The organism is Steroidobacter gossypii, from assembly GCF_016801985.1.
Lineage (GTDB): Bacteria > Pseudomonadota > Gammaproteobacteria > Steroidobacterales > Steroidobacteraceae > Steroidobacter > Steroidobacter gossypii.
In genome coordinates, this window is the sequence record NZ_JAEVLS010000008.1 from 133,223 (window position 1) to 158,411 (window position 25,189).

The 25,189-nt window shown below is 63.8% G+C and carries 18 protein-coding genes; 16 read left to right on the forward strand and 2 right to left on the reverse strand.

The window, feature by feature from the left end; all coding sequences use genetic code 11:
- Positions 1-35: 35 nt before the first annotated feature.
- Together JM946_RS26835 and fliK are read right to left on the reverse strand one after the other, a co-directional pair.
- Positions 36-383, reverse strand: a complete 348-nt coding sequence (locus JM946_RS26835) for an EscU/YscU/HrcU family type III secretion system export apparatus switch protein (RefSeq protein WP_203170527.1) — start codon at positions 381-383, stop codon at positions 36-38.
- On the reverse strand, positions 380-1,630 hold the full coding sequence (fliK, locus tag JM946_RS31415) for a flagellar hook-length control protein FliK (protein WP_203170528.1): 1,251 nt from the start codon (positions 1,628-1,630) through the stop codon (positions 380-382). The genes JM946_RS26835 and fliK overlap by 4 nt, the downstream gene beginning before the upstream one ends.
- 230 nt (positions 1,631-1,860) lie before the next feature.
- On the opposite strand from fliK, the gene JM946_RS31420 reads away from it, so the two are divergent.
- From JM946_RS31420 to JM946_RS26920, 16 genes are all read left to right on the forward strand, one after another.
- Positions 1,861-3,480 (forward strand): STAS domain-containing protein, encoded by a 1,620-nt coding sequence (locus JM946_RS31420; protein WP_203170529.1) that lies wholly within the window; start codon positions 1,861-1,863, stop codon positions 3,478-3,480.
- The gene (locus JM946_RS26850; RefSeq protein WP_203170530.1) at positions 3,477-3,839 is read left to right on the forward strand and encodes a response regulator; all 363 of its coding nucleotides are present in this window, start codon (positions 3,477-3,479) and stop codon (positions 3,837-3,839) included. Before JM946_RS31420 ends, JM946_RS26850 begins: the two co-directional genes overlap by 4 nt.
- 7 nt (positions 3,840-3,846) lie before the next feature.
- Positions 3,847-5,931 carry a chemotaxis protein CheA gene (locus JM946_RS31425; protein WP_203170531.1) on the forward strand — a complete coding sequence of 695 codons (2,085 nt, stop codon included), beginning with the start codon at positions 3,847-3,849 and terminating at the stop codon, positions 5,929-5,931.
- 146 nt (positions 5,932-6,077) lie between these two features.
- Positions 6,078-7,811 carry a methyl-accepting chemotaxis protein gene (locus JM946_RS31090; RefSeq protein ID WP_203170532.1) on the forward strand — a complete coding sequence of 578 codons (1,734 nt, stop codon included), beginning with the start codon at positions 6,078-6,080 and terminating at the stop codon, positions 7,809-7,811.
- Positions 7,812-7,978: 167 nt separating this feature from the next.
- The gene (locus JM946_RS26865) at positions 7,979-8,485 is read left to right on the forward strand and encodes a chemotaxis protein CheW (RefSeq protein WP_203170533.1); all 507 of its coding nucleotides are present in this window, start codon (positions 7,979-7,981) and stop codon (positions 8,483-8,485) included.
- A gap of 73 nt (positions 8,486-8,558) precedes the next feature.
- Complete coding sequence (locus tag JM946_RS26870) at positions 8,559-9,440, forward strand: CheR family methyltransferase (RefSeq protein WP_203170534.1); 882 nt, start codon at positions 8,559-8,561, stop codon at positions 9,438-9,440.
- The gene (locus JM946_RS26875) at positions 9,433-10,056 is read left to right on the forward strand and encodes a chemoreceptor glutamine deamidase CheD (RefSeq protein ID WP_203170535.1); all 624 of its coding nucleotides are present in this window, start codon (positions 9,433-9,435) and stop codon (positions 10,054-10,056) included. The genes JM946_RS26870 and JM946_RS26875 overlap by 8 nt, the downstream gene beginning before the upstream one ends.
- Positions 10,057-10,074: 18 nt before the next feature.
- Positions 10,075-11,190 carry a protein-glutamate methylesterase/protein-glutamine glutaminase gene (locus JM946_RS26880; RefSeq protein ID WP_203170536.1) on the forward strand — a complete coding sequence of 372 codons (1,116 nt, stop codon included), beginning with the start codon at positions 10,075-10,077 and terminating at the stop codon, positions 11,188-11,190.
- 109 nt (positions 11,191-11,299) lie between these two features.
- Positions 11,300-12,187, forward strand: a complete 888-nt coding sequence (locus tag JM946_RS26885) for an HDOD domain-containing protein (protein WP_203170537.1) — start codon at positions 11,300-11,302, stop codon at positions 12,185-12,187.
- A 265-nt stretch (positions 12,188-12,452) separates the two neighbouring features.
- Positions 12,453-14,693 (forward strand): TonB-dependent receptor, encoded by a 2,241-nt coding sequence (locus JM946_RS26890; protein ID WP_203170538.1) that lies wholly within the window; start codon positions 12,453-12,455, stop codon positions 14,691-14,693.
- A 128-nt stretch (positions 14,694-14,821) separates the two neighbouring features.
- Entirely contained in the window at positions 14,822-16,468 is a 1,647-nt protein-coding gene (locus tag JM946_RS26895) for a carboxylesterase/lipase family protein (protein WP_203170539.1), read from the forward strand.
- Between the two features lie 241 nt (positions 16,469-16,709).
- The gene (locus JM946_RS31430; protein WP_203170540.1) at positions 16,710-18,425 is read left to right on the forward strand and encodes a methyl-accepting chemotaxis protein; all 1,716 of its coding nucleotides are present in this window, start codon (positions 16,710-16,712) and stop codon (positions 18,423-18,425) included.
- Between the two features lie 139 nt (positions 18,426-18,564).
- The gene (locus JM946_RS26905; RefSeq protein ID WP_203170541.1) at positions 18,565-20,292 is read left to right on the forward strand and encodes an ATP-binding protein; all 1,728 of its coding nucleotides are present in this window, start codon (positions 18,565-18,567) and stop codon (positions 20,290-20,292) included.
- A 191-nt stretch (positions 20,293-20,483) separates the two neighbouring features.
- A complete protein-coding gene (gene leuS, locus JM946_RS26910; protein WP_203170542.1) occupies positions 20,484-23,099 on the forward strand; it encodes a leucine--tRNA ligase in 2,616 nt (871 codons plus the stop codon).
- A 77-nt stretch (positions 23,100-23,176) separates the two neighbouring features.
- Positions 23,177-23,950 carry a class II aldolase/adducin family protein gene (locus tag JM946_RS26915; RefSeq protein ID WP_203170543.1) on the forward strand — a complete coding sequence of 258 codons (774 nt, stop codon included), beginning with the start codon at positions 23,177-23,179 and terminating at the stop codon, positions 23,948-23,950.
- Positions 23,951-24,085: 135 nt separating this feature from the next.
- Positions 24,086-25,183 carry a GGDEF domain-containing response regulator gene (locus tag JM946_RS26920; protein WP_203170544.1) on the forward strand — a complete coding sequence of 366 codons (1,098 nt, stop codon included), beginning with the start codon at positions 24,086-24,088 and terminating at the stop codon, positions 25,181-25,183.
- The last annotated feature ends 6 nt before the right edge of the window (positions 25,184-25,189 follow it).

The window sequence follows — 25,189 nt, forward strand, 5'->3', positions numbered from 1 at the left end:
CGGCCGCACGGACTCGCGGCCATTTTTTTTGGGCGTTACCAGCGCGCGGACGAGCCAGGAAGCAAGGGCAATGACGGCGGCTGATGCTCCGGCCGAGCGGCGCCTGGCGCGGGCGGAACCTTGCCGGCGATGGACCAGGCAAATGCCAGCACGTGCGCGACTGCGACGTAAAGCTCTTTGGGAATCTGCTGCCCGATATCCAGTTTCGACAACGCGCCCGCGAGCGCTGCATCTTCCTGCAGCGGCACGTTGTGTTCGCGAGCCGTCTCGATGATCTTTTCCGCGATGTCGCCGCCGCCTTTGGCGACGACACGTGGCGCGCCACTTCCACTGGCGTTGTAGTGGAGCGCGACGGCGATCGGAGGGCGAGGACGTTCGCTCATGCTCGTACGTCCAAGAGTCGGGCGGCGCGTGCGCCGGTGTCGCCAGCGGGCATGCCGTGCAAACAAACGATCCGATCGATCTCGAGTCCCGCATCGCGCAGGATGGCTTCGAGCTCGCCGGCCCGGGCGGACAAAGCATTGACGATGCCGGGCGATTCGGCCCGCAGTTGCACCCCGACGCGATGACCGGTCAATGTGACTTTCGCATGCAGTGCGCCGACCGGTCCGAGGTCCATCGCTGCTTCCACGCTCCACGAGTCGCCGCCGCCGGAATCTTTGCGCGACCCGTCGTGCTCGATACGCAGTCGGAGCATGGAGGCGCGGTCTTCGTGACGCACCGGTAATTCCACCAGCATCGCCTGCACCGATGGATCGGGGGCGGCGTTGCCGATCTGCGTTGTGGTCAGGCGTGCGATTGCGCCGTCGGTCTGACGCGCCAGTTCATTGAGCTGCTGATCGGCGGCTTCGATCATCGAGAACGTCGCCGGTGCTGCGTTGAGTGCAGCTAAAGGTCCGCGAGCTGTTGGAACGGGCGCATTCATTGCGCTCTCGGAATGCGCCGCATGCGGGCGCGCGCCGTGCTCGCGAAGGGTGCGGCTCAAGGTGAGCATCAGTGCTTTCAAATCGTTGACCAGCACTTTGGGGTCGGCCAGGCCGCGCGAGGTATCGGCGAGGTTGGCTTCCAGGAAGGCGCCGGAGCGCTGGATGGCGCTGGCCAATGTTTTAGGGTCGCTGAGGGAATCGGCATCAGGCAGTGCCTGCCAGAGTTGAGTTGCTGCCTGCGTCACGGCCTTCGGCAACTGGGCTGCGCCATGCTTTCCCTGCGCCAGCCAGGAAAGATTCGCGAGCATCAACGCTGCGCTTTCCTGACGTGGAACGAAGCGGCGCATGGCGTCGGCTACCACCGTTGCGTCGGCGCTGACGGGCCTGGCGGAGGAGAGTGTCTCCAGCGCCAGCACCGGGCTGTTACGTAACACGCGGACCTGTAACACCTCGCCGTTGGCCGGGCCGGCGTTGTTGCCGTTCGCCAGGCGGGCCGAATGGCGCTGGCCGCCGATGTCGAGCCACAGCTGACCGCTGGCGGCGTCGCGCACTGCGACGGCCTGCAGGAGCGCGCCAACGCGCCACTCCGACAGCAGGCTCGGGGTGCTGCTCCCGGCCGGGCTGGTACCGCGAAAGTCCACCAGGTCGATACGCATGATGCCGCCGCTCGGTGTGAGCACGAACTCCAACGTGAACTGCTTCACTTATTTAACGGCAGGGAAACCCGGAGCTTGAGGCGACCACGGTCAAGTAGTGCGACGTGGCTCACTCAAAGCCCATCTAAAGCAACCATGCTGCATGCCGATATGAATCCCGAATCTGTGAAATCAGTAACAAGAGCCTCATGAAAAACAGCAAGCGCAAACGATCCGCCAAAGCCGCACGCGCCGTTCAGGCGTCGAGCGTCGAAGCTGTTGTCGTCGAAACGCCGGCTGTGGTTGCTGCCGAGTCTGTCAATGAATTGAGCCCGGTCGCGGTTGATGCGTTGATTGCTGAGCCTGTCTCCCCTGTGATGTCGATGGATGCCTCTGGCGTGGAATCGTCTGCGTTTGCGGATTCCAGCGCCGAGACGGTCGTCGCCGAGACCGCCGAGTCCGTGCACGCCGCCGCCGAGCAGCTTCTTGCCCAGGCGTCCGCCTGGATGGACGCCGACGCGTCCCTTGCCACTGCCCCCGAATGGGTCGACCCCACCGCCGACACCGTGGTCGCCGTCGAAGCCGACCTCTTTTCAACGTCCGCGTCCGCTGCGGCCGAAGCCGTTCTTGTTGAGACGGCCGGGTCCGCCACGACCGAAGCCGCTCTCATTGAGACGTCTGAGTCGGCATTCGCCGGGGCCGACGCCGTGGTTGTTGCGACGTCCGAGTTCGCCGCGGCCGACACCGTTCTCACTGAAACGGCCGAGTCGGTTAGCGCCGCCGAAGCGCTTTCTGTCGAATCGTCCGTGTATGCGCACAGCGCGACCGACAGCATTCTTGATGCAGCGGCTGAGTCGACGCACGCCGCCGCTAACATCGCTCTGATTGAAGCATCCGAGTCGTCGCCGGCTACGAGCGAATCCGCTCTCGTTGAAACGTCCGAGCTGGCGCCGGCTACGAGGGAATCCGCTCTCGTTGAAACGTCCGAGCTGGCGCCGGCTACGAGCGAATCTGCTCTCGTTGAAATGTCCGAGTCGTCGCCGGCTACGAGCGAGTCCGCTCTCGTTGAAACGGCCGAGCTGGCGCCGGCTACGAGCGAGTCCGCTCTCGTTGAAGCGTCGGAGCTGGCGCCGGCTACGAGCGAATCCGCTCTCGTTGAAGCGTCCGAGCTGGCGCCTGTCACGAGCGGAGCCGCTCTCGTTGAAACGTCGGAGCTGGCGCCCGCTGCTACCGACGCCGCTCTCGTTGAGACGTCGGAGTCGGCGCGCGCATCGAGCGACGCCGTGTTTGATGAAACGGCTGAGTCGGCCGGCGCGGCTGCCGTAGAGATTCCTGTTGAAGCGGCCGAGCCAACGCATGGCGTGGCCGAAGCCGTTGTCGATGGTGTGACTGAGTCGGCGCATGCCGCCGCTGGAAATGTACTTAGTGAAGCGGCCGATTCCGCAAACGCCGTGAGCGAAGCCGTTTTCGTTGAAGCGGTCGCGGCGGTACATGTCGCCGAAACGACCGTTCCCGAAGCGCCGGACTCAGTGCACAGCGGCGAATCTGGTCATGCGTCGAAGCCGGCGCAGGCCGCGGCAGAAACAGTCGCCGAAGCCGAGCCGGCTGCGAACGAACCCCCGCGGCCCGTCGAGCCCCTCATCGTCCTCGCCGCCAACTGCAGCGTCAAAGATGCCGCAGCGCTTAAAACGTCTTTGTGCGCGCTCGCACAGCAGAGCACCGAAGTGACTCTCGACGTGAGCGCCGTCGAACGTGTCGACACCGCGACCATGCAACTGCTGTGCGCCTTCGTGCGCGACCGCAGCGGTCGCAATCAGAGCGTCGTGTGGCGCGGCGAATCGCAAGCCCTGCACGACGCGGTGCGCCTGCTCGGCGTGGGTGAGCTGCTGCGCTGGCAGCCGAAAGAGGTAGCCGCATGACGCGGATTCTGGCCGTCGACGATTCGCCTTCGATGCGCGACATGGTCCGCATCGCGCTGACCAGCGCGGGCTTCGATGTGACTTCCGCCGGCGACGGCCAGGAAGCGCTCGATATCGCGCGGCAATCCGGTTTCGATTTGGTGCTCTCCGACGTCAACATGCCAGTGATGGACGGCATCCAGCTGATTCGCGCGCTGCGCGCCGAATCCGCCTACCGACACATTCCCATCCTGATGCTGACTACCGAAGCGGGCCCCGACCGTAAGAAAGAAGGCAAGGACGCCGGCGCCACCGGCTGGATCGTGAAACCTTTCGATCCGGCGCAACTCGTGGCGACCATGCATCGCGTGCTGAGGTAATACAAAAGTGGCCATCGATCTCGCCCAATTTCACGATGCCTTTTTCGAAGAGAGCTTCGAAGCGCTCGATTCGATGGAGGCGGCTCTGCTCCAGCTCAACCCGGGCGCGCCCGAGCCGGAGCTGATCGGAACGATTTTCCGCGTCGCTCACTCCATCAAGGGCGGCAGCGCGACTTTCGGCTTCTCCGAAGTCGCCTCGTTCACTCACACCTGCGAAACGTTGCTCGACGAACTGCGCGCCAATCGCATGCAGGTGACGCGGCACGTGACCGATCTGCTGCTGAAGTCAGTGGACGTGATGCGCGACATGCTGCGCTCGGTGCAGCGTAAGGAAGCCATCGATCAACAGAAGGTCGCCGACCTGCAGTTCGATCTGGAACTGGCGATCGCGCAGAAGAATCAGCCCGCCGCCGCGCCTGCTCCGGCGCCAGCCGCTGCCGCTCCGGTCGAAGCAGCGAAGCCGGCCGCCGCGCACCGTTGGCGCATCATGTTCCGTCCGTATCCGCAGCTGTTCGTGCACGGCAACGATCCGTTGCGCATGCTGCGCGAACTGGGCGAGCTCGGTCAGCTCACCGTCAAGCTCGACGGCAATGCCTTGCCGGCGCTGGAAGAGCTCGAACCCGAATCGTGCTATCTCGCCTGGGAGCTCACGCTCGACGGTGATGTGAAGCGCGAAGCCATCAGCAGTGTGTTCGATTGGGCTGAAGGCGATTGCGACCTGGAGATCACTGAAGAGACTGCGCCAGTAGCCGCTGCGCCTGCGGTCGCGCCGGCTGCGGCCCCGGAAGTGAAGCCTTCCAATGTAGTAAACATCGCCGATGCCAAGCCGAGCGCCGAGCCGGCGCTCCAGGCTGCAACACCGGCTGCACCGAGTGCGGGAGTAGAGGCTGCTCCGAAAGCGGGCCAGATGACCGATGGCGGCTCGATCCGCGTCAGCACCGAAAAGATCGACGAGCTGATGAACACCGTCGGCGAGCTGGTCATCACTCAGTCCATGTTGACCCAGCTGGGCAGCAAGTTCAGCGGCGCGGCCGCCGAGCAGTTGCGCTCGGGCCTGGCCGCTTTGGAAAGAAACGTTCGCGAGCTGCAGGAAAGCGTCATGCGGGTGCGCATGCTGCCGATCAGCTTCGTGTTCAGCCGCTTCCCGCGCATGGTGCGCGATCTGAGCCAGCGTCTGGGCAAGCAGGTCGATCTGAAGATGACCGGCGACCAGACCGAGCTGGACAAGACGGTCATGGAAAAGATCGGCGATCCGCTGGTGCACCTCGTGCGCAACAGCGTCGACCACGGCATCGAAATGCCCGATGTGCGTGCTGCTGGCGGCAAGACGCCGAACGGCACCGTGTTCCTCAACGCTTATCACAAGGGCGGCAGCATCACCATCGAAGTGGGCGATGACGGCGGCGGCTTGAACAAGGAGCGCATTCTCAAGAAGGCGCGCGAGCGCAATCTGGTCGGCGCCAACGACCCGCTGAGCGAGGAGCAGATCTACGATCTGATCTTCCTGCCAGGCTTCTCCACGGCCGAGCAGACCACCGACATTTCCGGCCGCGGCGTCGGCATGGACGTGGTGCGTCGGAATATCAAGGAGCTGGGCGGCACCATCGAAGTGCGCTCCACGCCCACCAAGGGCTCGCGCTTCATCATCACGCTGCCGTTGACGTTGGCCATCGTCGACGGTCAGTCGGTGGCGGTCGGCACCGAAACATACATCGTGCCGCTGATCACCATCATCGAGTCCTTGCAGTTGAAGCAGGGCATGGTGAATCGCGTCGCCGGCCAGGGTGAAGTGTTCTGGTTCCGCGACGCGTACGTGCCGGTGGTCCGCCTGCACGAACTGTTCGGCCTGGAGCCGCGCACCAAGCAGTTGCACGAAGGTTTGATCATGGTCGTGGAAGGCGAGGGCCGCAAGGTGGGCCTGTTCGTCGACGACCTGCTCGGCCAGCAGCAAGTGGTCATCAAATCGCTGGAAACGAATTTCCGGCGCGTCGACGGCGTCTCGGGCGCCACCATCCTGGGCGATGGCGCGGTGGCGCTGATCCTGGATGTGCCGGGCTTGATTCGCGTCGCGACGCAGAGGATGGCGGCCTGATTTAGTGCGGCCGCCCGGGCGGCCGCAACGCGCCTGACCGGAGTGCCCGTACGGATAGCCGGGTGGATCAGGCGCGAGCATGGAATGTTTGGGGTTCACAAAAGCAAGTTGGGGCTCGAGAAAGCGGAGCTAAGGAAATCGTCGTCATGAATACGTGGAATATTTCAGTTAAGGCCAAGCTGTTCACCACGCTGGCGTTGGCGGGGATCGTGATGATCCTGGTCGGTGTCATCGGTCTGGGCGGCACCAAGTCCTCCAATTCCGACCTGGATGCGATCTTCTCCAATCGCTTCATGCCCACGGGCTGGGTCGGTGAGATCGAGACCCACGAGCGCGCGGTGCTCGAAAAAGCCGAGGAAGTGGTCATCCGGCAGGATGCCTCGGCGATCAGGGCGGCCATGGATCTGCTTCAGGAGCGCGAAGGCGCGGTGAAGGAGCTGCTGCGCAAGCTCGACGCCACCGAGCTCACCGACAAGGAGCGCGAGATCGTCGCGCAGTTCCGCGCTCACGGCAGCGAAGTGCTCAATCACGTGCAGGAAGCGTTGCTGGCCGCACAGGCTGGCAACTTCAGCCCGGCTGAAAGCGCGCTGATCGAAAAGGCGCGCCCTGCCTACGAAAAGCTCAACTCCGCCGGCGACACTCTGCTCAAGACGCAGATCGAAGTGGCGCAGCAGATGCGCACCGAGGCGGACAGCTCCTTCAAGAAGGCGAGCGCGCTGATCATCGGCGCCATCGTGGTTGGCATCGGCCTGTCGGCGCTGCTGGGTTTCCTGATCATTCGCTCCATCGTCAGCACGCTGAACGCGGCGGTGAACATCGCCGATCGCATCGCCAATGGCGAGCTGGGCAACGACGTGCGCGTCGACAGCCGCGACGAGCTGGGTCGCCTGCTCGAAGCGCTCAAGCGCATGGATGGCAAGCTCGTGGAAATCGTCGGCGGCGTGCGCGGCAGCGCGGATGCGGTCGGCGCGGCGGCTCGCCAGCTGTCGCACGGTAATGACGATCTTTCTCAGCGCACGCAGGAACAAGCGGCCGCGCTGGAAGAAACAGCGTCCAGCATGGAAGAGATGACCGCCACAGTGAAACAGAACGCGGACAACGCGCGCCAGGCGAATCAGCTGGCCGTGGGCGCTCGCGAACAGGCGGAGAAGGGCGGCGCCGTGGTTCAGCGGGCGATCGAAGCGGTGGGCGAGATCAACCACTCCAGCCGCAAGATCGCCGACATCATCGGCGTGATCGACGAGATCGCCTTCCAGACCAACCTGCTGGCGTTGAACGCGGCGGTCGAAGCGGCGCGTGCCGGCGAACAGGGCCGCGGCTTCGCGGTGGTCGCGACCGAAGTGCGCAACCTCGCTCAGCGCAGCGCCAGTGCCGCGAAGGAGATCAAAGGTCTCATCAACGACTCGGTCGACAAGGTCAAAGTCGGCTCGCAGCTGGTCGACGAGTCCGGCAAGACGCTCTCGGAAATCATGGAAAGCGTCAAGAAAGTCACCGACATCGTGGCCGAGATCGCCGCCGCTTCCGAAGAACAGTCGGCCGGCATCGAGCAGGTCAACAACGCCGTCAGCCAGATGGACAACGTCACGCAGCAGAACGCTGCGCTGGTGGAAGAAGCGTCCGCGGCCAGCAAGTCCATGGAACAGCAGTCGGCCACGCTGGTCTCGCAGATCGGATATTTCCGCCGGGCCGATGGCAGCGGCATCACCGGCTCGGGCCCGCACGCCTCCGCAGAAGTCGTCCGTATCGCTCCGACCGCTGTCGCCAAGCCGCGTACCGCGGTCCGCAAGGCTGGCCTGGGCGCCCCGGGCAAACCCGCTCGCTCGAGCGCAGCGCCTCTGGCTCGCGCCAGCGGCGATGACAGTCAGTGGAGCGATTTCTAATCGTCAGCTCCGGTCGCCCGCCTGCGGGCGACCGGAGCCGGCGCACGCCGGATGCAGCGAATGTCTTACTCATTCCGCACCGGCGCACGCCGATAAACCTAATGAGCGCTGTCAATTGACGCCGGCCGGTCGCCGGCGATGCACCAGGCAGCTTTGGAGTTTGTTTCATGACCAATCAAGTTGCTGCGCAGATCGACGCCGCCGCGGCCGGTTCCAACCAGGTGCTGACCTTCACCCTGGGCGATGAGACCTACGGCGTGGACATCCTGCGAGTGCAGGAGATTCGTGGCTGGTCTCCGGTCACGCGTATTCCGCAGGCGCCCAGCCACGTGCTTGGCGTGTTGAACCTGCGCGGTTCGATCGTGCCGATCGTGGACCTGCGCATGCGCTTCAACCTGCAGCATGCCGAGTACACCCCGCTCACGGTCATTATCGTGCTGTCGGTGCAGTCGCCCATCGGCCGTCGCGATTTCGGCGTGGTGGTCGACGGCGTGTCCGACGTGATCGACGTGGCCGCCAACGATGTGAAGCCGGCGCCGGAATTCGGCGCGCACGTGAGCACCGAGTTCATCGAAGGTCTGGCTTCAGTGTCGGGTCGCATGGTGATGCTGCTCGACATCGATCAACTGATCGGGGCCGACGTCACGGGTGTGGCGCTGAATCCTGCGGCCTGAGCCGATGACAAGTGACTGACGGCTCGCGAGGAGCCTTCCTTGCGAGCCGTTGTTCACCCGCGAACCCGTCCATATGCCGACTCCAGCTTCCTCAGCTTCGACTTCCGACGCCGCGCACTATGGACCTCAGCTCGGTGACGCCGAGTTCGATTTCATCCGCCACGTGGTGGGCGAGAACGCCGGCATCGTGCTCGGTCCCAACAAGCGCCAGCTGGTGCAGGGGCGACTGGCGCGGCGGCTGCGCGAGCTCGGGCTGCCGAGCTACGAAGCGTATTGCGAATACCTGCGCGAGGCGGGTCCCGAAGAGCTGGTCGGCCTGATCAACGCGATCACCACCAACGTCACTTCGTTCTTTCGCGAGAATCATCATTTCGAGGCGCTGGCCTCGTACATGCTCCCCGAAGCGATGCAGCGCAATGCCGCTTCCCGACGCCTGCGTATCTGGTCGGCGGGTTGCTCGACCGGCGAGGAGCCGTATTGCATTTCCATGGTGGCCGCCGAAGTGCTGCCAGCCTCGCCACGTTACGATTTCAAGATCCTGGCGACCGACATCGACAGCGACGTGGTTGCCGCCGCCACCTCCGGCATCTATCCGCTCGATCGCATGTCGAGCGTTTCGCAGGAGCGGCTCAAACGATTCTTTCAGAAGGGCGGCGGCGAGCACCTGGGCTGCGCGGTGGCCAAGCCGGAGCTGAAGTCCATGATCACGTTTCGCACGCTCAACCTGCTGCACACCTGGCCGATGAAAGGCCCGTTCGACGTGATCTTCTGCCGCAACGTGATGATCTATTTCGACCAGCCGACGCGCGAGAAACTGGTGAGCCGGTTCAGCGACATGCTCGCGCCCGGCGGTTACCTGTGCATCGGCCATTCGGAATCCATTCATGCAGGCACCGCTCCCTTCAAGCTGGTCGGCAAGACCATCTACCGCCGCAACGGGGGCCTCAATGGATAAGTCGCCATTGGCCCGGCCGCTGCCCGGTTTCGAGAACATCCGCCGCTACACCAATTCCCAGGGCCAGGTGATCGCCAAGCTGCTGCCGGGCGATTTCTATGTGACCACTTACGACGAAGTGCTCGACACGGTGCTGGGCTCGTGCGTGTCGGCCTGCATCCGCAATCCTAAGCTCGGCATCGGCGGCATGAATCATTTCATGTTGCCGCGGCCGAGCGGCAATGGTCATGACACGTGGGAAACCGGCGCCGCCGGCCGTGCCACGCGTTACGGCAGCGCTTCGATGGAACAGCTGATCAACCGCATCCTGAAGGCGGGCGGCACGCGCGCCGATCTCGAAGTGAAAATCTTCGGCGGCGGCCGCGTGTTGAGGACGCTGACCGACGTCGGCGATCACAATGTGACTTTTGTGCGCGAGTTCCTCAGGAACGAAGGTTTGCGCGTGACTTCCGAGGACGTGGGCGATACCTGCCCGCGCCACGTGCAGTACTTCCCTTTGACGGGCCGCGTTCGCGTACGTCATCTGAATTCGAGCAGGGACATCGCTTCGCACGAACAGCAGTACCTCAAAGGCCTGGAAAAGACGCCTGTGGCCGGCGAGATCGACCTCTTCTGAAGCTGCGGGCACAGCGCCATGGCAATCAAACTTCTCATCGTCGACGACTCGGCCCTGGTGCGAAAGCTGTTGAGCGAGATGCTCAAGCAGGATCGCGACATCGAGATCGTCGGCACGGCCACCGATCCGTATGCGGCGCGCGAGAAGATCAAGCAGCTCAATCCGGATGTCATCACGCTGGACGTGGAAATGCCGCGCATGGACGGCATCACCTTCCTCGAGAACCTGATGCGGCTGCGGCCCATGCCGGTGGTGATGGTGTCCTCGCTGACCCAGAAGGGCGCCGATGTCACATTGCGTGCGCTCGAGCTGGGCGCGATCGACTTCGTCACCAAGCCCAAGGTCGACGTCGCCGGCAGTCTTGCGAACTACGCTGAAGAGTTGATCGCAAAGGTGAAGGTGGCAGCCAGTGCGCGAGTAAGTGCGCGGACGGCAGCGCCACGCAAGGCGGCAGTGCTGCAGTCGTTGACTCCAGAACAGCGTCACAGCGCGGACGCCGTCCTGCCGGCCTCCAGCAGCAAGCGCGTGTTGCGCACTACCGATCGAATCATCGCCATTGGCGCATCCACGGGCGGCACCGAGGCGATCCGCGAGGTGCTCGAGTCGCTGCCGGCTGACGCGCCGGCCGTGGTGATTTCTCAGCACATTCCGGCGGCTTTCAGCAAACCGTTCGCGGAGCGCATGAATCGTTGCTCGGCGATGTCGGTGTGCGAGGCCAGTGATGGCCAGTACATCCTGCCGGGCCACGTCTATATCGCGCCCGGCGACCAGCACCTGCTGGTGGAGCGCGACGGCGCTCGTTACCGCTGCCGGCTCAGCAACGGCCCGCCCGTCAATCGTCACCGCCCCAGCGTCGATGTGATGTTTCGTTCGGTGGCGCAGAACGTCGGTCCCAACGCCGTGGGCGTGATCCTGACCGGGATGGGAGACGATGGCGCCCGCGGTCTGAAGGAGATGATGGAGGCCGGAGCTCCGACGGTCGCCCAGGACGAAGCCACCAGCGTGGTGTGGGGCATGCCCGGCGCAGCGGTCAAACTCGGCGGCGCGCAGTTGGTGTTGCCTTTGCATCGGGTGGCCGCCGAGATGATCCAGCTGACCGCCGATCACCCCAACGGCAAGCTGGCGCACGGCTGATTCCGCAGTTCCGGCGCGCCGTTCAGAAATGCGGACGGCAGCGCAGATTGGCCGATGGCGGCCGCGGTAGAGTTTGCCCAGACTTCCGTAGGACTGCCGAAACGCGACCATGACAACTCCGAACGCCACTTTGCAGGCCACCCTGACCGGCGCCAGCGACAACGCGGCTGCATTCGCATTCGTCGGCGAGCTGGCGCAGGAAGTTTCCAGCGGCAAAGTCGAGCTGCCTTCGTTTCCGGACGTCGCGGTGCGCGTGCGCAAGGTGCTGGCGGACGAGAACGTTTCCAACGATCAGATCGCTCGCGTCGTCGGCTCGGAGGCGGGCCTGGCCGCTCGCGTGTTCACGCTGGCCAATTCGGCCGCGCTGAATCGCAGCGGGCGCCCGGTTGCCGACCTGAAGACCGCGGTGAATCGCATCGGCCACAACAACGTGCGCACGGCCGCCGTGTCTTTCGCCATCGCGCAATTGCGCAAGGCCAACGAGCTCAAACATATTTCCAAGGAGCTCGAAGCTTTGTGGCAGGAGGCCACCACCGTGGCCGCGCTCGCTTACGCTGTCGCTGCGCGCACCGGCATCAACGCCGACGAATCCATGCTGGCCGGCCTGCTGCACAATGTCGGCAAGATCTATATTTTGGCGCGCGCCCACAAGCATCCGATCTTTCGTGAGCCCGCGACGATGCAACAGCTGCTGCGCGACTGGCACGCCAACGTCGGCAAGGCCATCGTCGAGAACTGGGGCTTTCCCGATCACATCGCCGAGGCCATCGGCGAGCACGAGAACATCGAGCGCGTGAACGAAGAGCGCGACGTGACCGATGTGCTCACCGTTGCGGCGATGATGGCGGGCTTCTTCGGTCACGAAGCCGATCTCGAGCTGAACATGCAGGGCGTGAAATCGTTCTGGCGCCTTGGCCTGGACAATCAGAAGTGCGTGCATGTGATGCGCGACTGCGCCGACGAGATCAGCGCGCTCCGCACCGCCCTCGGCGACTGACCAGCGCCCGACACCCGGTCATCGCATCAACGCCCGCCATTTCGTTGGAACGGCGGGCGTTTTCCTTTACGCCGGCTGCAGGAAATCCCTGAATCTGCCGTGGCGTTTCCCCAACAAAGGCTCGCTCGCAGGCAATTCGTGAGCTGTCTCGATAATCTTCACACGCGTGAGAGTGAGTGTTGACGACGGGTTCCGCGTAGTTGCATGATCCACACACGCTCGGCGCCAGACCGGCGCTCAGGGAGAACCCAAAAGGGGGGAGTACATGAGGACCAAGCTGTTCACGTCCGCATCCGCGGCCGCAATGTTGATGTCGCCGCTGGTGGTGCAGGGGCAGAGTTCACCCCAGCCCACATACGAGTTGGAAGAAATTGTCGTCACGGCCACCCGTCGTAGCGAGCGTCTGCAGGATGTTCCGCTCAGTATCACCGCGTTCTCGCAGGAGGACCTGACCGCCAAGGGCATCGTCGGCTACGAAGGTCTGGCGCGTGAAACGCCGGGCGTGGTGCTCAACAAGCCGAGCCAGAACTTCAACAACTTCACCGCTCGTGGCATCGCCACCAACGGTTACAACGCGAACCTGCAGAGCACGGTCGCCATCTACGTCGACGAGTTGCCCATCTCCTCGATCGGCAACACCACGGTGATCGATCCCAACCTGTTCGACGTCGAGCGCATCGAGTTCCTGCGCGGCCCGCAGGGCACGCTGTTCGGCTCCGGCTCGCTGTCCGGCGCGTTGCGCATTCTCACCAAGAATCCGGACCTGACCGGGTTCGACGCCACGGCCATGATCGATACCGGCGTGACCGACGGCGACGCTCTGCGCCAGCGCTACAACGCGATGGTCAACGTGCCGCTGGTGGAGGACAAGCTGGCGGTGCGCATGGTCGGCTTCTATCGCGACGAGGAAGGCTGGGTCGACAATCTCGGCACCGGCGTCGAGAACGCCAACCAGCTGGTCGACTACGGCGGCCGCTTCATCACGCTGTGGCAGGCGACCGATGAATTGTCGGTGCGCCTGCTGGTGTCGCACGAAGACAGCAAGCCGGAGGACTCTTCGCTGATCAGCCCCGAGCTCGGCGAGTACAAGCGCTTCTCGGACCAGCCGGACCTGTTCGTCGGCAAGATCACCAACTACAACGCCACGCTCGAATATCAGTTCAGCGGCGCGAAGCTCACCAGTTCCTCGACGCTGTCCGAGTTCGATCAGCAGTTCTACGTCGACATCTCCGCGGCGGTCGGCGGACTGGTGCCGTACGGCCTGGACGCGAATGCTTCGCAGGAAACGTTCGTACAGGAAACGCGCCTCGCTTCGGATGCCGGCGGCAAGTGGGATTGGACGCTCGGCGTGTTCTATCTCGACCGGCGCAACGACGTCGACTACCTGCAGCGTTCCAACCCCGCGTTCCTGCAGGCGCGCGGCCTGGTGTTGCCGGATCAGTACTTCTCCAAGCAGTACACGCATTTCAACACCACCGAGCTCGCCGGCTTTGGCGAGTTGACCTACCGTCTCACCGATCGGCTGTGGGTCACCGGCGGCTTGCGCTACGGCGGCGTCGAGATCCAGGGCTTCACCGAGGGTGGCTATACCACTCCGTACTTCGCTTACGCGTTCGGCGGGTTGACCGGTCCGCTGCCGATCACGCAGACGGCGCCAGCCGTCGGTCGCAAGGTGGAGAAGGACGATCCGTCGTACAAGGTCAGCTTGTCATTTGCGCCGACCTCGAACCTCACTACCTATGCGACCTTCTCGACCGGGTTCCGCACGCCGATCGTCAACGGCCAGGCCGGCAGCGTCAGCCTGATCGATCCGACCGACCTGGTGATTCCGGACGGGGCCGACTCGGACACGCTGAAGAACTACGAGATCGGCGCCAAGGGCCGCTGGTTCAACGGTCGTCTGACCACCAACCTGGCGGCTTATTACATCGACTGGACCGACATCCAGGTGCAGGCCAACCGCGTCTCCGATGCGATCCAGTTCGCCACCAACATCGGCGGCGCGCGCAGCCAGGGTTTCGAGTTTGAAATCACGGCGGCCCCGAGCAACGGCTGGCTGCTCGGCCTGAACGGGTCCTTCAGCGACGCGAAAGTCAACGACCTGACGGCGCAGGAAGCGGCCATCTCCGGCGCCGTGATGGATGCACGTCTCACCGCTCCGAAGTTCCAGGGCGCGGCTTTCGTGCAATATGACTTCCCGCTGGGCGCGAGCTGGATGGGCACCTCGAGCGTGGCTTTCCAGCACGTCGATTCGTATCCCAACCAGTTCCCGAACGTGCCGGGCAGGCCAGCGACCACGGCCCCGACCTACGGCTACACGGATAGTTACAACAACGTGAACCTGACCCTCGGCGCCAACATGGGCTCGCTGTCGGTCACGGCCTATGCCGAGAACCTGCTGGACGACGATTCGATCATCTACATCCATCCGGAAACGTTTCTGGCCAGCCGTTTCGCCACCATGCGTCCGCGCACGGTCGGCTTGCGACTGAAGTACGATTTCTAGGATCGAGAGAGTAGCGACCCAGGGAATGCGGTCACGCCCGATGCACGACCCGGTTCGTGCATCGGGCGCATCGATGTCCGACGATCTCGTGGATCGCTGCGCCGGGAAGCGCTCGGAGATAAAAAGAAATGTCACATTCCTCGAGAACCGTGATTCTGCGCGCCATCGCAGGCAGCGTCGCGGCGTTGATTGCCGGAACTGCGATTGCAGGGCCCATCGTGCACGCGCCGGCGGGCACGCTCGAAGGCGGTACAAAAAAAGGCGTGCTGACTTTCAAGGGCATTCCTTATGCGCAGCCGCCCGTCGGCGAGTTGAGGTGGAAGCCTCCCGTGCCGCTGCCGGCCTGGCAAGGGGTACGCGACGCCGCCGGTTTTTCGCCTTCCTGCATCCAGCCTCGGCCGCTCGGCCGGAGCATCTACACCAACGAGCCCCCTAAGATCAGCGAAGACTGTCTGTATCTAAACGTGTGGGCCCCAGAGGGCGTCCGCGATGCACCCGTGTTCTTCTGGATCCATGGCGGCGCGCTCACGAGTGGTTCGGGAGCGGAGGCGATCTATGACGGCACGAAGCTCGCCCAGCGCGGTGTGGTGGTAGTAACCATCAACTATCGCCTTGGCGCTTTGGGCTATCTCGCGCATCCTGAGCTCAGCGCGGAATCGCCCGAGAAGATTTCCGGTAACTATGGTCTGCTCGATCAGATCGAAGCGCTGCGCTGGGTGAAAACAAACATTGCCGCGTTCGGCGGCGATGCGGCGAACGTGACCATCGCTGGCGAATCGGCGGGCGCGTTGAGCGTGATGTATCTGATGGCGTCGCCGCCAGCGCGTGGCCTGTTCAGCAAGGCGATCGCGCAGAGCGCCTACATGATTTCGACACCCGAACTGAAGCAAGCCAGGTTCGGCGAACAGCCCGCCGAAGCGCTCGGCATCAAGCTTGCGACTGCTATTGGCGCCAACGATGTGGCCGCCTTGCGCGCGATGAGCGGCGTGGAGGTGGTCAATGCGGCGGCCCGCGCGGGTTACTTCCCGTTGGGAACGGTCGACGGCCACCTGCTGCCGCACCAGATCGCCGAAGTGTTCGATCGGGGCGAGCAGGCGCCGGTGCCGATTCTCGCGGGATTCAACAGCGGAGAGATTCGTTCGCTGCGCTTCCTAGCGCCGCCGACACCGTCCAGCGAGTCCGCGTACGAGTCGGAGATCCGCACGCGGTACGCCGATCTCGCGGAATCGTTCTTGAAACAGTATCCCAGCAAGCACTTGGAAGAGGCGGTGCTCGCGATCACGCGCGATGCGATGTATGGCTGGACCGCCGAGCGCCTGGTGCGCAAGCAAACCGCGCTGGGCAAGCCGTCATTCTTTTATATCTTCGATCACGGCTATCCGAATGCCGATTCGCTCGGTCTGCACGCTTTTCATGGCTCCGAGCTGCCGTACGTCTTCGGCACGGCGAGCCGCACGCCGCCGTTTTGGCCGAAGCTGCCGAAGAGCCGCGCCGAAACGGATTTCTCCGAGGCGATGATCGATTATTGGACCAGCTTCGTGCGCACCGGCCAGCCGACCGCCGAGCAGCAGCCCGATTGGCCGGCGTTCGGATCGAGTCATGCCTATATGTACTTCGCCGACGTGCCGAAACCGGCCGCCCGGCTGTTGCCCGGGATGTTCGAGTTGCACGAGCAAGTCGTGTGTCGCCGCCGTGCGGACGGTACGCAACCATGGAACTGGAACGTCGGCGTCATTTCGCCAGCGCTGCCGCCGAGGACAGAGTCGTGTCGATGAGCGGTGCCACACAGCTGCCTTGCGCGGTTCGGAGCCGTTGACGAAAGTCCCGATCGGTTTTCATCTGACATGGCAGAGCGACGCCCGCCTTCGCAAGCACGGCGGGCGTTTTCGTTTTCCGGCTCTTGTTAGGGTCAATCCCTAGCGCTGCACTCGGCGCGCCCTGAATTGCGCTGCAAGAGGTTCATCGCGCCTGCAGGGTGTCGATACCGGAGATGGGAATACTCATTGGTAGTTTCGTATGAATTCCGGGTCTCTTAGTATTCGTGCTCGTATCATTGTCACCCTGCTGGTGCTCGCGGTCTCGATGCTGACCGTCGGCGGCCTCGGCTTGTACGGCATGAACGGCATCGTCGACGACCTCGACGACATGTACGAGCGGCGCGTGCTGGTGATTTCCGGAGTGGGCGAACTGAAGGCCCGGGAGCTCGATCGACAGGCGCTCATCTCTCTGGCCGTGTTGGCCGACGATCCCGCCACGCGCGCGCACGTGAAGTTGGAGCGGCAGCAGAACAAGGCGGAAGTCGACCGCCTTCTGACCGAGTACGGCGCGGCGCAGGTGACCCCTGACGGTAAAGCCACCTTCGAAGTGCTCAAGAAGGCTCACCTCGGTCTGGAGTCAGTGATCGAAGAGGTCGATGCAGCGCTGCGAGCCAACGACGACGATCTCGCCGCCAGCCTGATCGTCAACAAGGTCGACCCCGCCTTCGACGTGTTGAGCGAGGCGTTCGAACAAGTTGCCAAGCACCAGTTCAATCGCGCCGAGGAAGCTTTGCGCAATGCGCACAGCGAGTTCAGCGCCAGCCGTGCGATCAGCGTCGCCGCGATCGTCATCGGGCTGGTTGTGGCCGGTGCTTTCGTGTTGTTCCTGATGCGCGCCATCATGTCCGGCCTCGGTACCGCGATGAGCGTCGCCGAGAAAATCGCGGACGGTCAGTTGGGTCATCGCATCGACAGCCGCGGCGACGAATTCGGCGTGCTGCTCAATTCGCTGAAGCGCATGGATGAGAAGCTGCACGAGATCGTCGGCGGCGTGCGTACGGCGTCGGATGCTGTCGGAGGCGCGGCTTCACAGCTGTCTCGCGGCAATGACGACTTGTCACAGCGTACGCAGGAACAGGCGTCGGCGCTGGAAGAGACAGCGTCGAGCATGGAAGAGATGACCGCGACGGTGAAACAGAACGCGGACAACGCGCGCCAGGCGAATCAGCTCGCCAGCGGCGCTCGCGGTCAGGCGGAGCGCGGCGGGGAAGTCGTATCGCGCGCCGTCTCGGCGATGGCGGAGATCAACAATTCCAGCCGCAAGATCGCCGACATCATCAGTGTCATCGACGAGATCGCGTTCCAGACCAACCTGCTGGCGCTGAACGCCGCGGTGGAAGCGGCGCGCGCCGGTGAACAAGGTCGTGGCTTCGCGGTGGTGGCGAGTGAAGTGCGCAGCCTCGCGCAGCGCAGCGCCACGGCCGCCAAGGAGATCAAGGATCTCATCGGCGACTCGGTGGAGAAGGTGAACAGCGGCAGCGCGCTGGTCGACGAGTCGGGCAAGGTGCTCGGCGAGATTATGGAAAGCGTCAAAAAAGTCAGCGACATCGTAGCCGAGATCGCCGCGGCCAGCGGAGAGCAGGCACAGGGTATCGATCAGGTGAACAATGCCGTGACGCAAATGGACGAGACCACTCAGCAAAACGCGGCGCTGGTGGAAGAGGCGGCTTCGGCGGCCAAATCCATGGAACAGCAGGCCCAGCAGCTAGTGGAGCAGATCTCCTTCTTCCGCACGGCCGGCCAGTCGACGCCATCCGTTCAGGTGAAGCTCGCCGTCGCGAACCAGCCGAGCGCATCGGTGCGGTCGATCGCCCGTCCGGCCGTGCAACGCGCGGGTGCCAAAGTTGCGGCCCGTCCGGCGCCGGCGCCGCTCGCCCGGGCCAGCGGCGACGACAGCGCGTGGCAGGAATTCTGATTGAGGGATTGCCCTAACTCCGTATAAGAGGATTCAATGAGGAACGCTGTTGTGCAGTGAAACGTACTGATTGCGTTCCCTCGCGCCCCAGGCGAGCGTGTAACGAATTTGTCTCCATAACGAAGGCTGGGATTCGGACGTGGCGAAGGGCGGAAAGATACTGGTCGCGGAGGATGACGCCGAAGCGCGCGAGCTGCTGATGCTCTCGCTCGCCGACGGCGACTACGACTTGTTGCAGGCTGCCGACGGCATCGAGGCGCTGCATTTGTTACGCACCGAGCATCCGGATCTGCTGATTACGGACATCGTGATGCCCCGCATGGACGGTTACGAACTGGTGCGCAAGCTGCGCCAGGACGAGAGCATGTCGGGCACGCCGGTGATTTTCTGTTCAGCGTCGTACCACGAACGCGAAGTGCGTGAGATGGCACGATCGCTAGGTGTGCGGAGCACGCTGTCCAAGCCCTACGATTTGGAAATCGTGCGCGAGACGGTGAATGCCGCGCTGGCCACCAAGCCGGCCGGGGGCGCGCCTCCGCCGCCAGAGCCAGTGCAAGGTCCGGCGCAGGAGCGCTTGAGCGCGCTGGTGACTTTCAGCCGTCGCCTGTTCGGGCTGACCGATCCGGTCGCCATCCTCGAGTCCACTTGCGATGCCGCGCGCGACATACTGCTCGCCCAAGTGGCTCGGCTCGTGATCACCACGGTCGGCGGTTCCTGCGAGAGCAAGATTTCCAGCGGCCTGTCTCCGGAAGAATTGGAGAGACTGCTCGGCGCGCGCATGCACCGAGATCTGCTGCAGTCCCTCGAGACCGGCGGCTCGGCGCTCTATCCCATGTCGCCGGAAGAAGCCATCGTCGACAGCGATGCGGCTCAGCGCGGCGATTTCGTTTCCATGTTGGGCGTGCCGATCGCGTCGGTCGCCAAGTCGTACGGCTATCTGTGCGTGTTGAATCGCATCGGCCTGCCGGGCTTCACCGAGGAAGACTTGGCGGTGGCGCGGGCGATCGCCACCCAGGTGGCGGTGGCCTATGAGAATGCTCGTCAACACCAGGCTCTGCAAAATGAGATTGCACGGCGCGCGGAAATGGAGAGCGAGATCCGGCGCTTGAACCAGGATCTGGAGCGTCGCGTCGCCGAGCGCACCGCCGAGTTGGAGATTGCCAATCGCGAGCTCGAAGCGTTCTCCTATTCCGTCGCCCACGACCTGCGCGCGCCTTTGCGGCTGATTCACGCTCACGTGCAGATGCTTCGTGAGCACAAGGGCCCGCCGGGGGCGCGCGAACCGGCCATTCACATGGAACAGATTCAGCGTGGCGCACGGGATATGAGCGCGCTCATCGATGGGCTGTTGGCGCTGTCGCGCGTCAGTCATGTCGAGATGCGGCGGGAGCCTTGCGCTTTGAGCGAGCTGGTGAAGCTGGCTATCGATCGCGTGAGCCAGGAGGCGCCTGGGCGCGAGATCGAGTGGCGGGTGGATCCGCTGCCGGCGGTCTGCTGCGATCCGGAGTTGATGCAGCAGGTGTTCGTTAATCTGATCGGTAACGCGGTCAAGTATTCCCGGCCGCGGCCCCAACCGGTGATCGAGATCGGCACTGGAGTCGTGGCCGCCGAGGATGCTTCGGCCACGGCTGCTCCGGGGCAGCGCTACATTTTCGTGCGCGATAACGGTGTTGGCTTCGATATGCGCTACGCCAGGAAGTTGTTCGGCGTATTTCAGCGGTTGCACCGGCAGGACGAGTTCGAGGGCACCGGCATCGGCCTGGCCACCGTCAACCGCATCGTCGAACGCCACGGTGGCGCCATCTGGGCCGACTCCCAACCTGGCCGCGGCGCCGAGTTTCGCTTCACCCTTCGCGACATGACCTGACGCCGGAAGACCCCCAGCCCTGGCTCCCGCGCCCGGGAGGGGGAACAAGATCTTTCTTGTTTCGCCTGCGGCGGGCTTCCGGAAAAGAGCTCGCCCGCCGCCGACGCCTCTTCATCTCCGGCCCGGCCCACAGCCTCTGGTATCCTTCGCGCCTTTCAACTGGGCCCGACGGGCCCCATACCGCCATAACGATGCAGTCCCAATACGAACCCTCCGCCGTGGAGGCCGAGGCGCAGGCTTTTTGGAACGAGCGCAACGCCTTTGCCGTCAAGGAAGATCCGAATCGCCCCAGCTACTACTGCCTGTGCATGTTCCCGTACCCCAGCGGCCGGCTGCACATGGGGCACGTGCGCAACTACACCATTGGCGACGTGATCACGCGCTTCCTGAGGATGCAGGGCTACAACGTGCTGCAGCCGATGGGTTGGGACGCTTTCGGGTTGCCGGCCGAGAACGCGGCCATGAAGAACGGCGTGCCGCCGGCGAAATGGACCTACGAGAATATCGACTACATGAAGCGCCAGCTGCAGTCGCTGGGCTTCGCGCTCGACTGGGGTCGGGAGCTGGCCACCTGCCAGCCCGAGTATTACCGCTGGAACCAGTGGCTGTTCCTGAAGATGCTGGAAAAGGGCATCGCGTATCGCAAGACCGGCGTGGTCAATTGGGACCCCATCGATCAGACCGTGCTGGCCAACGAGCAGGTGATCGACGGTCGCGGCTGGCGCACCGGCGCGCTGGTCGAGAAGCGTGAGATCCCGATGTACTACCTGCGCATCACCGACTACGCGCAGGACCTGCTGGACGCGCTGAACGACATGCCCGGATGGCCCGAGCGCGTGCGTGCGATGCAGGCCAACTGGATTGGCCGCAGCGAAGGCGTGCGCCTGAGCTTCCCATATGAATTGCAGGGCGAACAGCGTCTGCTCACCGTGTTCACGACGCGCGCCGACACCCTCATGGGTGTGACGTTCGCTGCCGTCGCGGCCGAACACCCGCTCGCCACCTACGCTGCGCAATCCAATCCTCAGCTCGCTGCCTTCATCGAAGAATGCAAACTCGGCACCGAGCAGGAAGCCGAGATCGCGCAGATGGAAAAGAAGGGCATGCCGACCGGCTTGTTCGTCACCCATCCGATCACGGGCGAGAAGGTGCCGGTGTGGGTGGGCAACTATGTGCTCATGACTTACGGCGAAGGGGCGGTGATGGGCGTGCCCGCGCACGACGAGCGCGACTTCGCGTTTGCATTGAAGTATGGCCTGCCGATCAAACAAGTCATCGAGGCGCCCGGCGAGATGCCGCCGTTCTCAGACAAGGAATGGCGCGCCGATTACGCCGAACACGGCACGTTGATCAACTCCGGCAAGTACGACGGCCTCGATCATCAGCAAGCCCTCGACGCCATCGCCTCCGATCTCAAAGCCAAGGGACTGGGCGACAAGCACGTGCAATGGCGCCTGCGCGATTGGGGCATTTCACGTCAGCGTTACTGGGGCTGCCCGATCCCGCTGATTCATTGCCCCAAGTGCGACGTCGTACCGGTGCCCGAGCAGGATCTGCCGGTGGTGCTGCCCGAAGGCCTGGTGCCCGATGGCAGCGGCAACCCGCTCAACAAGACGGCCTCGTTCCTGGATTGCAAATGTCCCAAGTGCGGCGGCCCGGCGCGGCGCGAGACGGACACGATGGATACCTTCGTCGACTCGAGCTGGTATTTCCTGCGCTTCGCCTCGGCCGGCAACGACCAGGCCATGGTCGATGAGCGCGCCAACTATTGGTCGCCGGTGAATCAGTACATCGGCGGCATCGAGCACGCCATTCTGCACTTGTTGTACGCGCGTTTCTGGACGCGCGTGATGCACGACATGGGCCTGGTGAAAGTCAAAGAGCCGTTCCAGAACCTGCTGACCCAGGGCATGGTGCTCAACGACATCTATTCGCGTCGCACCGGCGAGGGCGCGATCGAATATTTCAATCCTGCCGACGTCACGGTCCAAGTGGACGCCAAGGGCGCGCGCATCGGTGCGATCGCGAACATCGACGGCAAGCCGGTCGATTGGGAAGGTATGCGCACCATGTCGAAGTCCAAGAACAACGGCGTCGATCCCACCAAGCTGGTGGAACAGTACGGCGCCGACAGTGTGCGCTTGTTCATGATGTTCAAGGCGCCGCCGGAGGACACGCTCGAGTGGTCCGACGACGGCGTGGAAGGCGCGTCGCGTTTCATGCGTCGGCTGTGGCGCATGGTGCACGAGCATGTGAGCGCGGGTTTGGTGAGCGCCGCTGCCATGAAATCTGGGGTTTCCGGTGAGTTAACCGACGAGCAACGCAACGTCCGCCGCGCCGCGCACGCCACCTTGCAGAAGGTGACCGACGATCTCGGTCGCCGTCGCGTATTCAACACCGCCATCGCCGCGGTGATGGAATTCATGAACACGCTGTCGAAGTTCGAAGACGCTTCGCCGCAAGGCCGCGCCGTGCGGCAGGAAGCGCTCGAGTTCGTGGTGCAGATGTTGTCGCCCATCGTGCCGCATGCCGGCCACGTGCTGTGGCAGGCGCTGGGCCACGGCGACCCGCTGATCGATCATCCGTGGCCGCAACCGGATCCGGCGGCGCTGGTGCGCGATAGCATCGACGTCGTAATACAAGTAAACGGCAAACTGCGCAGTCAGGTCACGGTCGAGGCGAACGCCACCGAAGAGCAGATCCGTACGGCGGCGCTGGCCGACTCCACTGTGCAGAAGTGGATCGAAGGCAAGCCGGTCCGGAAAGTGATCGTAGTGAAGGGCAAGTTGGTCAACGTCGTGGTCTGAAGCCGCGGCGCGCTTGCCCGGTTCGCGGCAGCGGCGTTAGCCTCTGGGCAGAAATCGAGCCCCGGGGGGGAATGCATATGTCAGCTGCAGAGCAGACCGCGGTCAACGTGCGCCAGCAGGTCTCGGCCGAGGAGTGGGCGACGCGAGTCGATCTGGCAGCCTGTTATCGTCTCATCGCGCATTTCGGTTGGGACGACCTGGTGTTCACCCACATCTCGGCGCGCGTGCCGGGCACGCATGACTTTCTCATCAATCCGTATGGACTGATGTTCGAGGAAGTCACCGCATCCAACCTGGTGCGCGTCGACCTCGCCGGCAATAAAACATTGCCGAGCCCCTACGAGATCAATCCGGCCGGTTACACCATCCACAGCGCCGTGCACGAGGCGCGCGACGATGCCGGTTGCGTCCTGCACCTTCATACGATGGAAGGCATCGCGGTGTCGGCCCAGCAGCGCGGCCTGCTGCCGATCTCGCAACAGGCGACTTTCATCACATTGAGCCTGTCGTATCACGATTACGAAGGCCTGGCGCTCAACCCGGACGAGAAGGCGCGCTTGCAGGCTCACCTCGGCGACACGCGCCATATGATTCTGCGCAATCACGGCCTGCTGACCGTCGGCCGCACCGTCTCCGACGCCTTCCTGGCGATGTACAGCCTGCAGCGCGCTTGTGAGATTCAGATCATGGCGCAGGCCGGCGGCAGCGCCGAACTGATCAACATTCCACAAGCCGTGCTGGACACCGTCCCCGAGTACGTACGGCTGGTGACGCGTGGCGCCGGCGCCGGGCTGGTGTGGCCGGCGCTGCTGAGAAAGATGGACCGCCTCGATCCGGGCTATCGCGAATAATCCGCATTCCACCGACACCCCGGTTTTTGTGGGGCCTGGTCCACGTAAAAGTACAAACCGTGGTTGCCTCAACGGCGCGCCAATGATAAAGCAACGTGCATAGTGCAAATCGCGTACGGTTGCTAGAGAAAAGAGATGAAAGCGGGTGTCATGGCAACGCGGCTGTCAGTCCTGACCCGTGCGTTGCCGTCGCGAATCCTGGTGGTCGAGGACGACGCGCAGGATCGCGAGTTGATCACGCGGCGCCTGACGGCGGCCGGCTTCGAAGTCCGGCATGCATCGCACGGCCAGGAAGCGCTCGATATGCTCGAGCGTCATTGGTATCCGCTGGTGATCACCGATTGGCACATGCCGGTGATGGACGGTCTGGCGCTGACTCGGGAACTGCGCGCCCGGGGTGCGGACGACACGTACGTCATCATGTGGACCATGCGCGACGCCAGCACCGACTTCGAACAAGGTTACCTCGCCGGCGTCGACGACTATCTCACCAAGAAAGTTTCCGACCCGGAACTGTTCGCTCGCATCTACGCTGCATTCAATACGCTCGCCCTGCGTCGCTCGCTGCGTGAAGCGCAGGAAGCGGTGTTGGAACAGTCGGTGAGCATCGACGTCGAGTCAGGCGCGTTCTCACCGAGCGAGTTGCAGGCTCGGCTGCTGTCCGAGATCCGGCGGGGGCAGCGCTATGGCCGCCAGTTGGCGGTCCTTACTTTGGGCGTGCGCGTCGCCGGAGAGCCGGCCGACGACTGCGCGCCCGATGCAGGAACGTTGAAAGAGGTCGTTCAAGCGATCGACGCCACGGTGCGTGCCCATGTCGATTGGATCGGCCGCCTGGAATCGCCCGTGGGAGCGGTATTTGCGGTGGTGTTGCCCGAAGCGGGCATCATCGAAGCGCCATTGATCAAGGAGCGGATGATGGCGGCTTTGACCCGCTATGCCGAGACCGCCGCGGCGCCCCTGGCTTTCAGCTATGGCGTGGCGGCCCTGGAGCGCGATGGCAACGGCGGCGCACCGGTGGATGCTGCCGAAATGCTCAATGTAGCCGAGCACTGCCGACACTGTCCGGGCCATTCAGGTCACGAGCAGCTCGCGGCCGTTCAGCGCAGCGTCGCCACCCATGCCGGCATCGTTTGCCGACATGGCTACGTGGTCGACAGCCAATGCATGCTGAAAAGTCCCGCCCCCATGCGAGCCCCCCAGCCGGTGGCCGTCGGCAAGAACGCCACACGTTGACCGCGA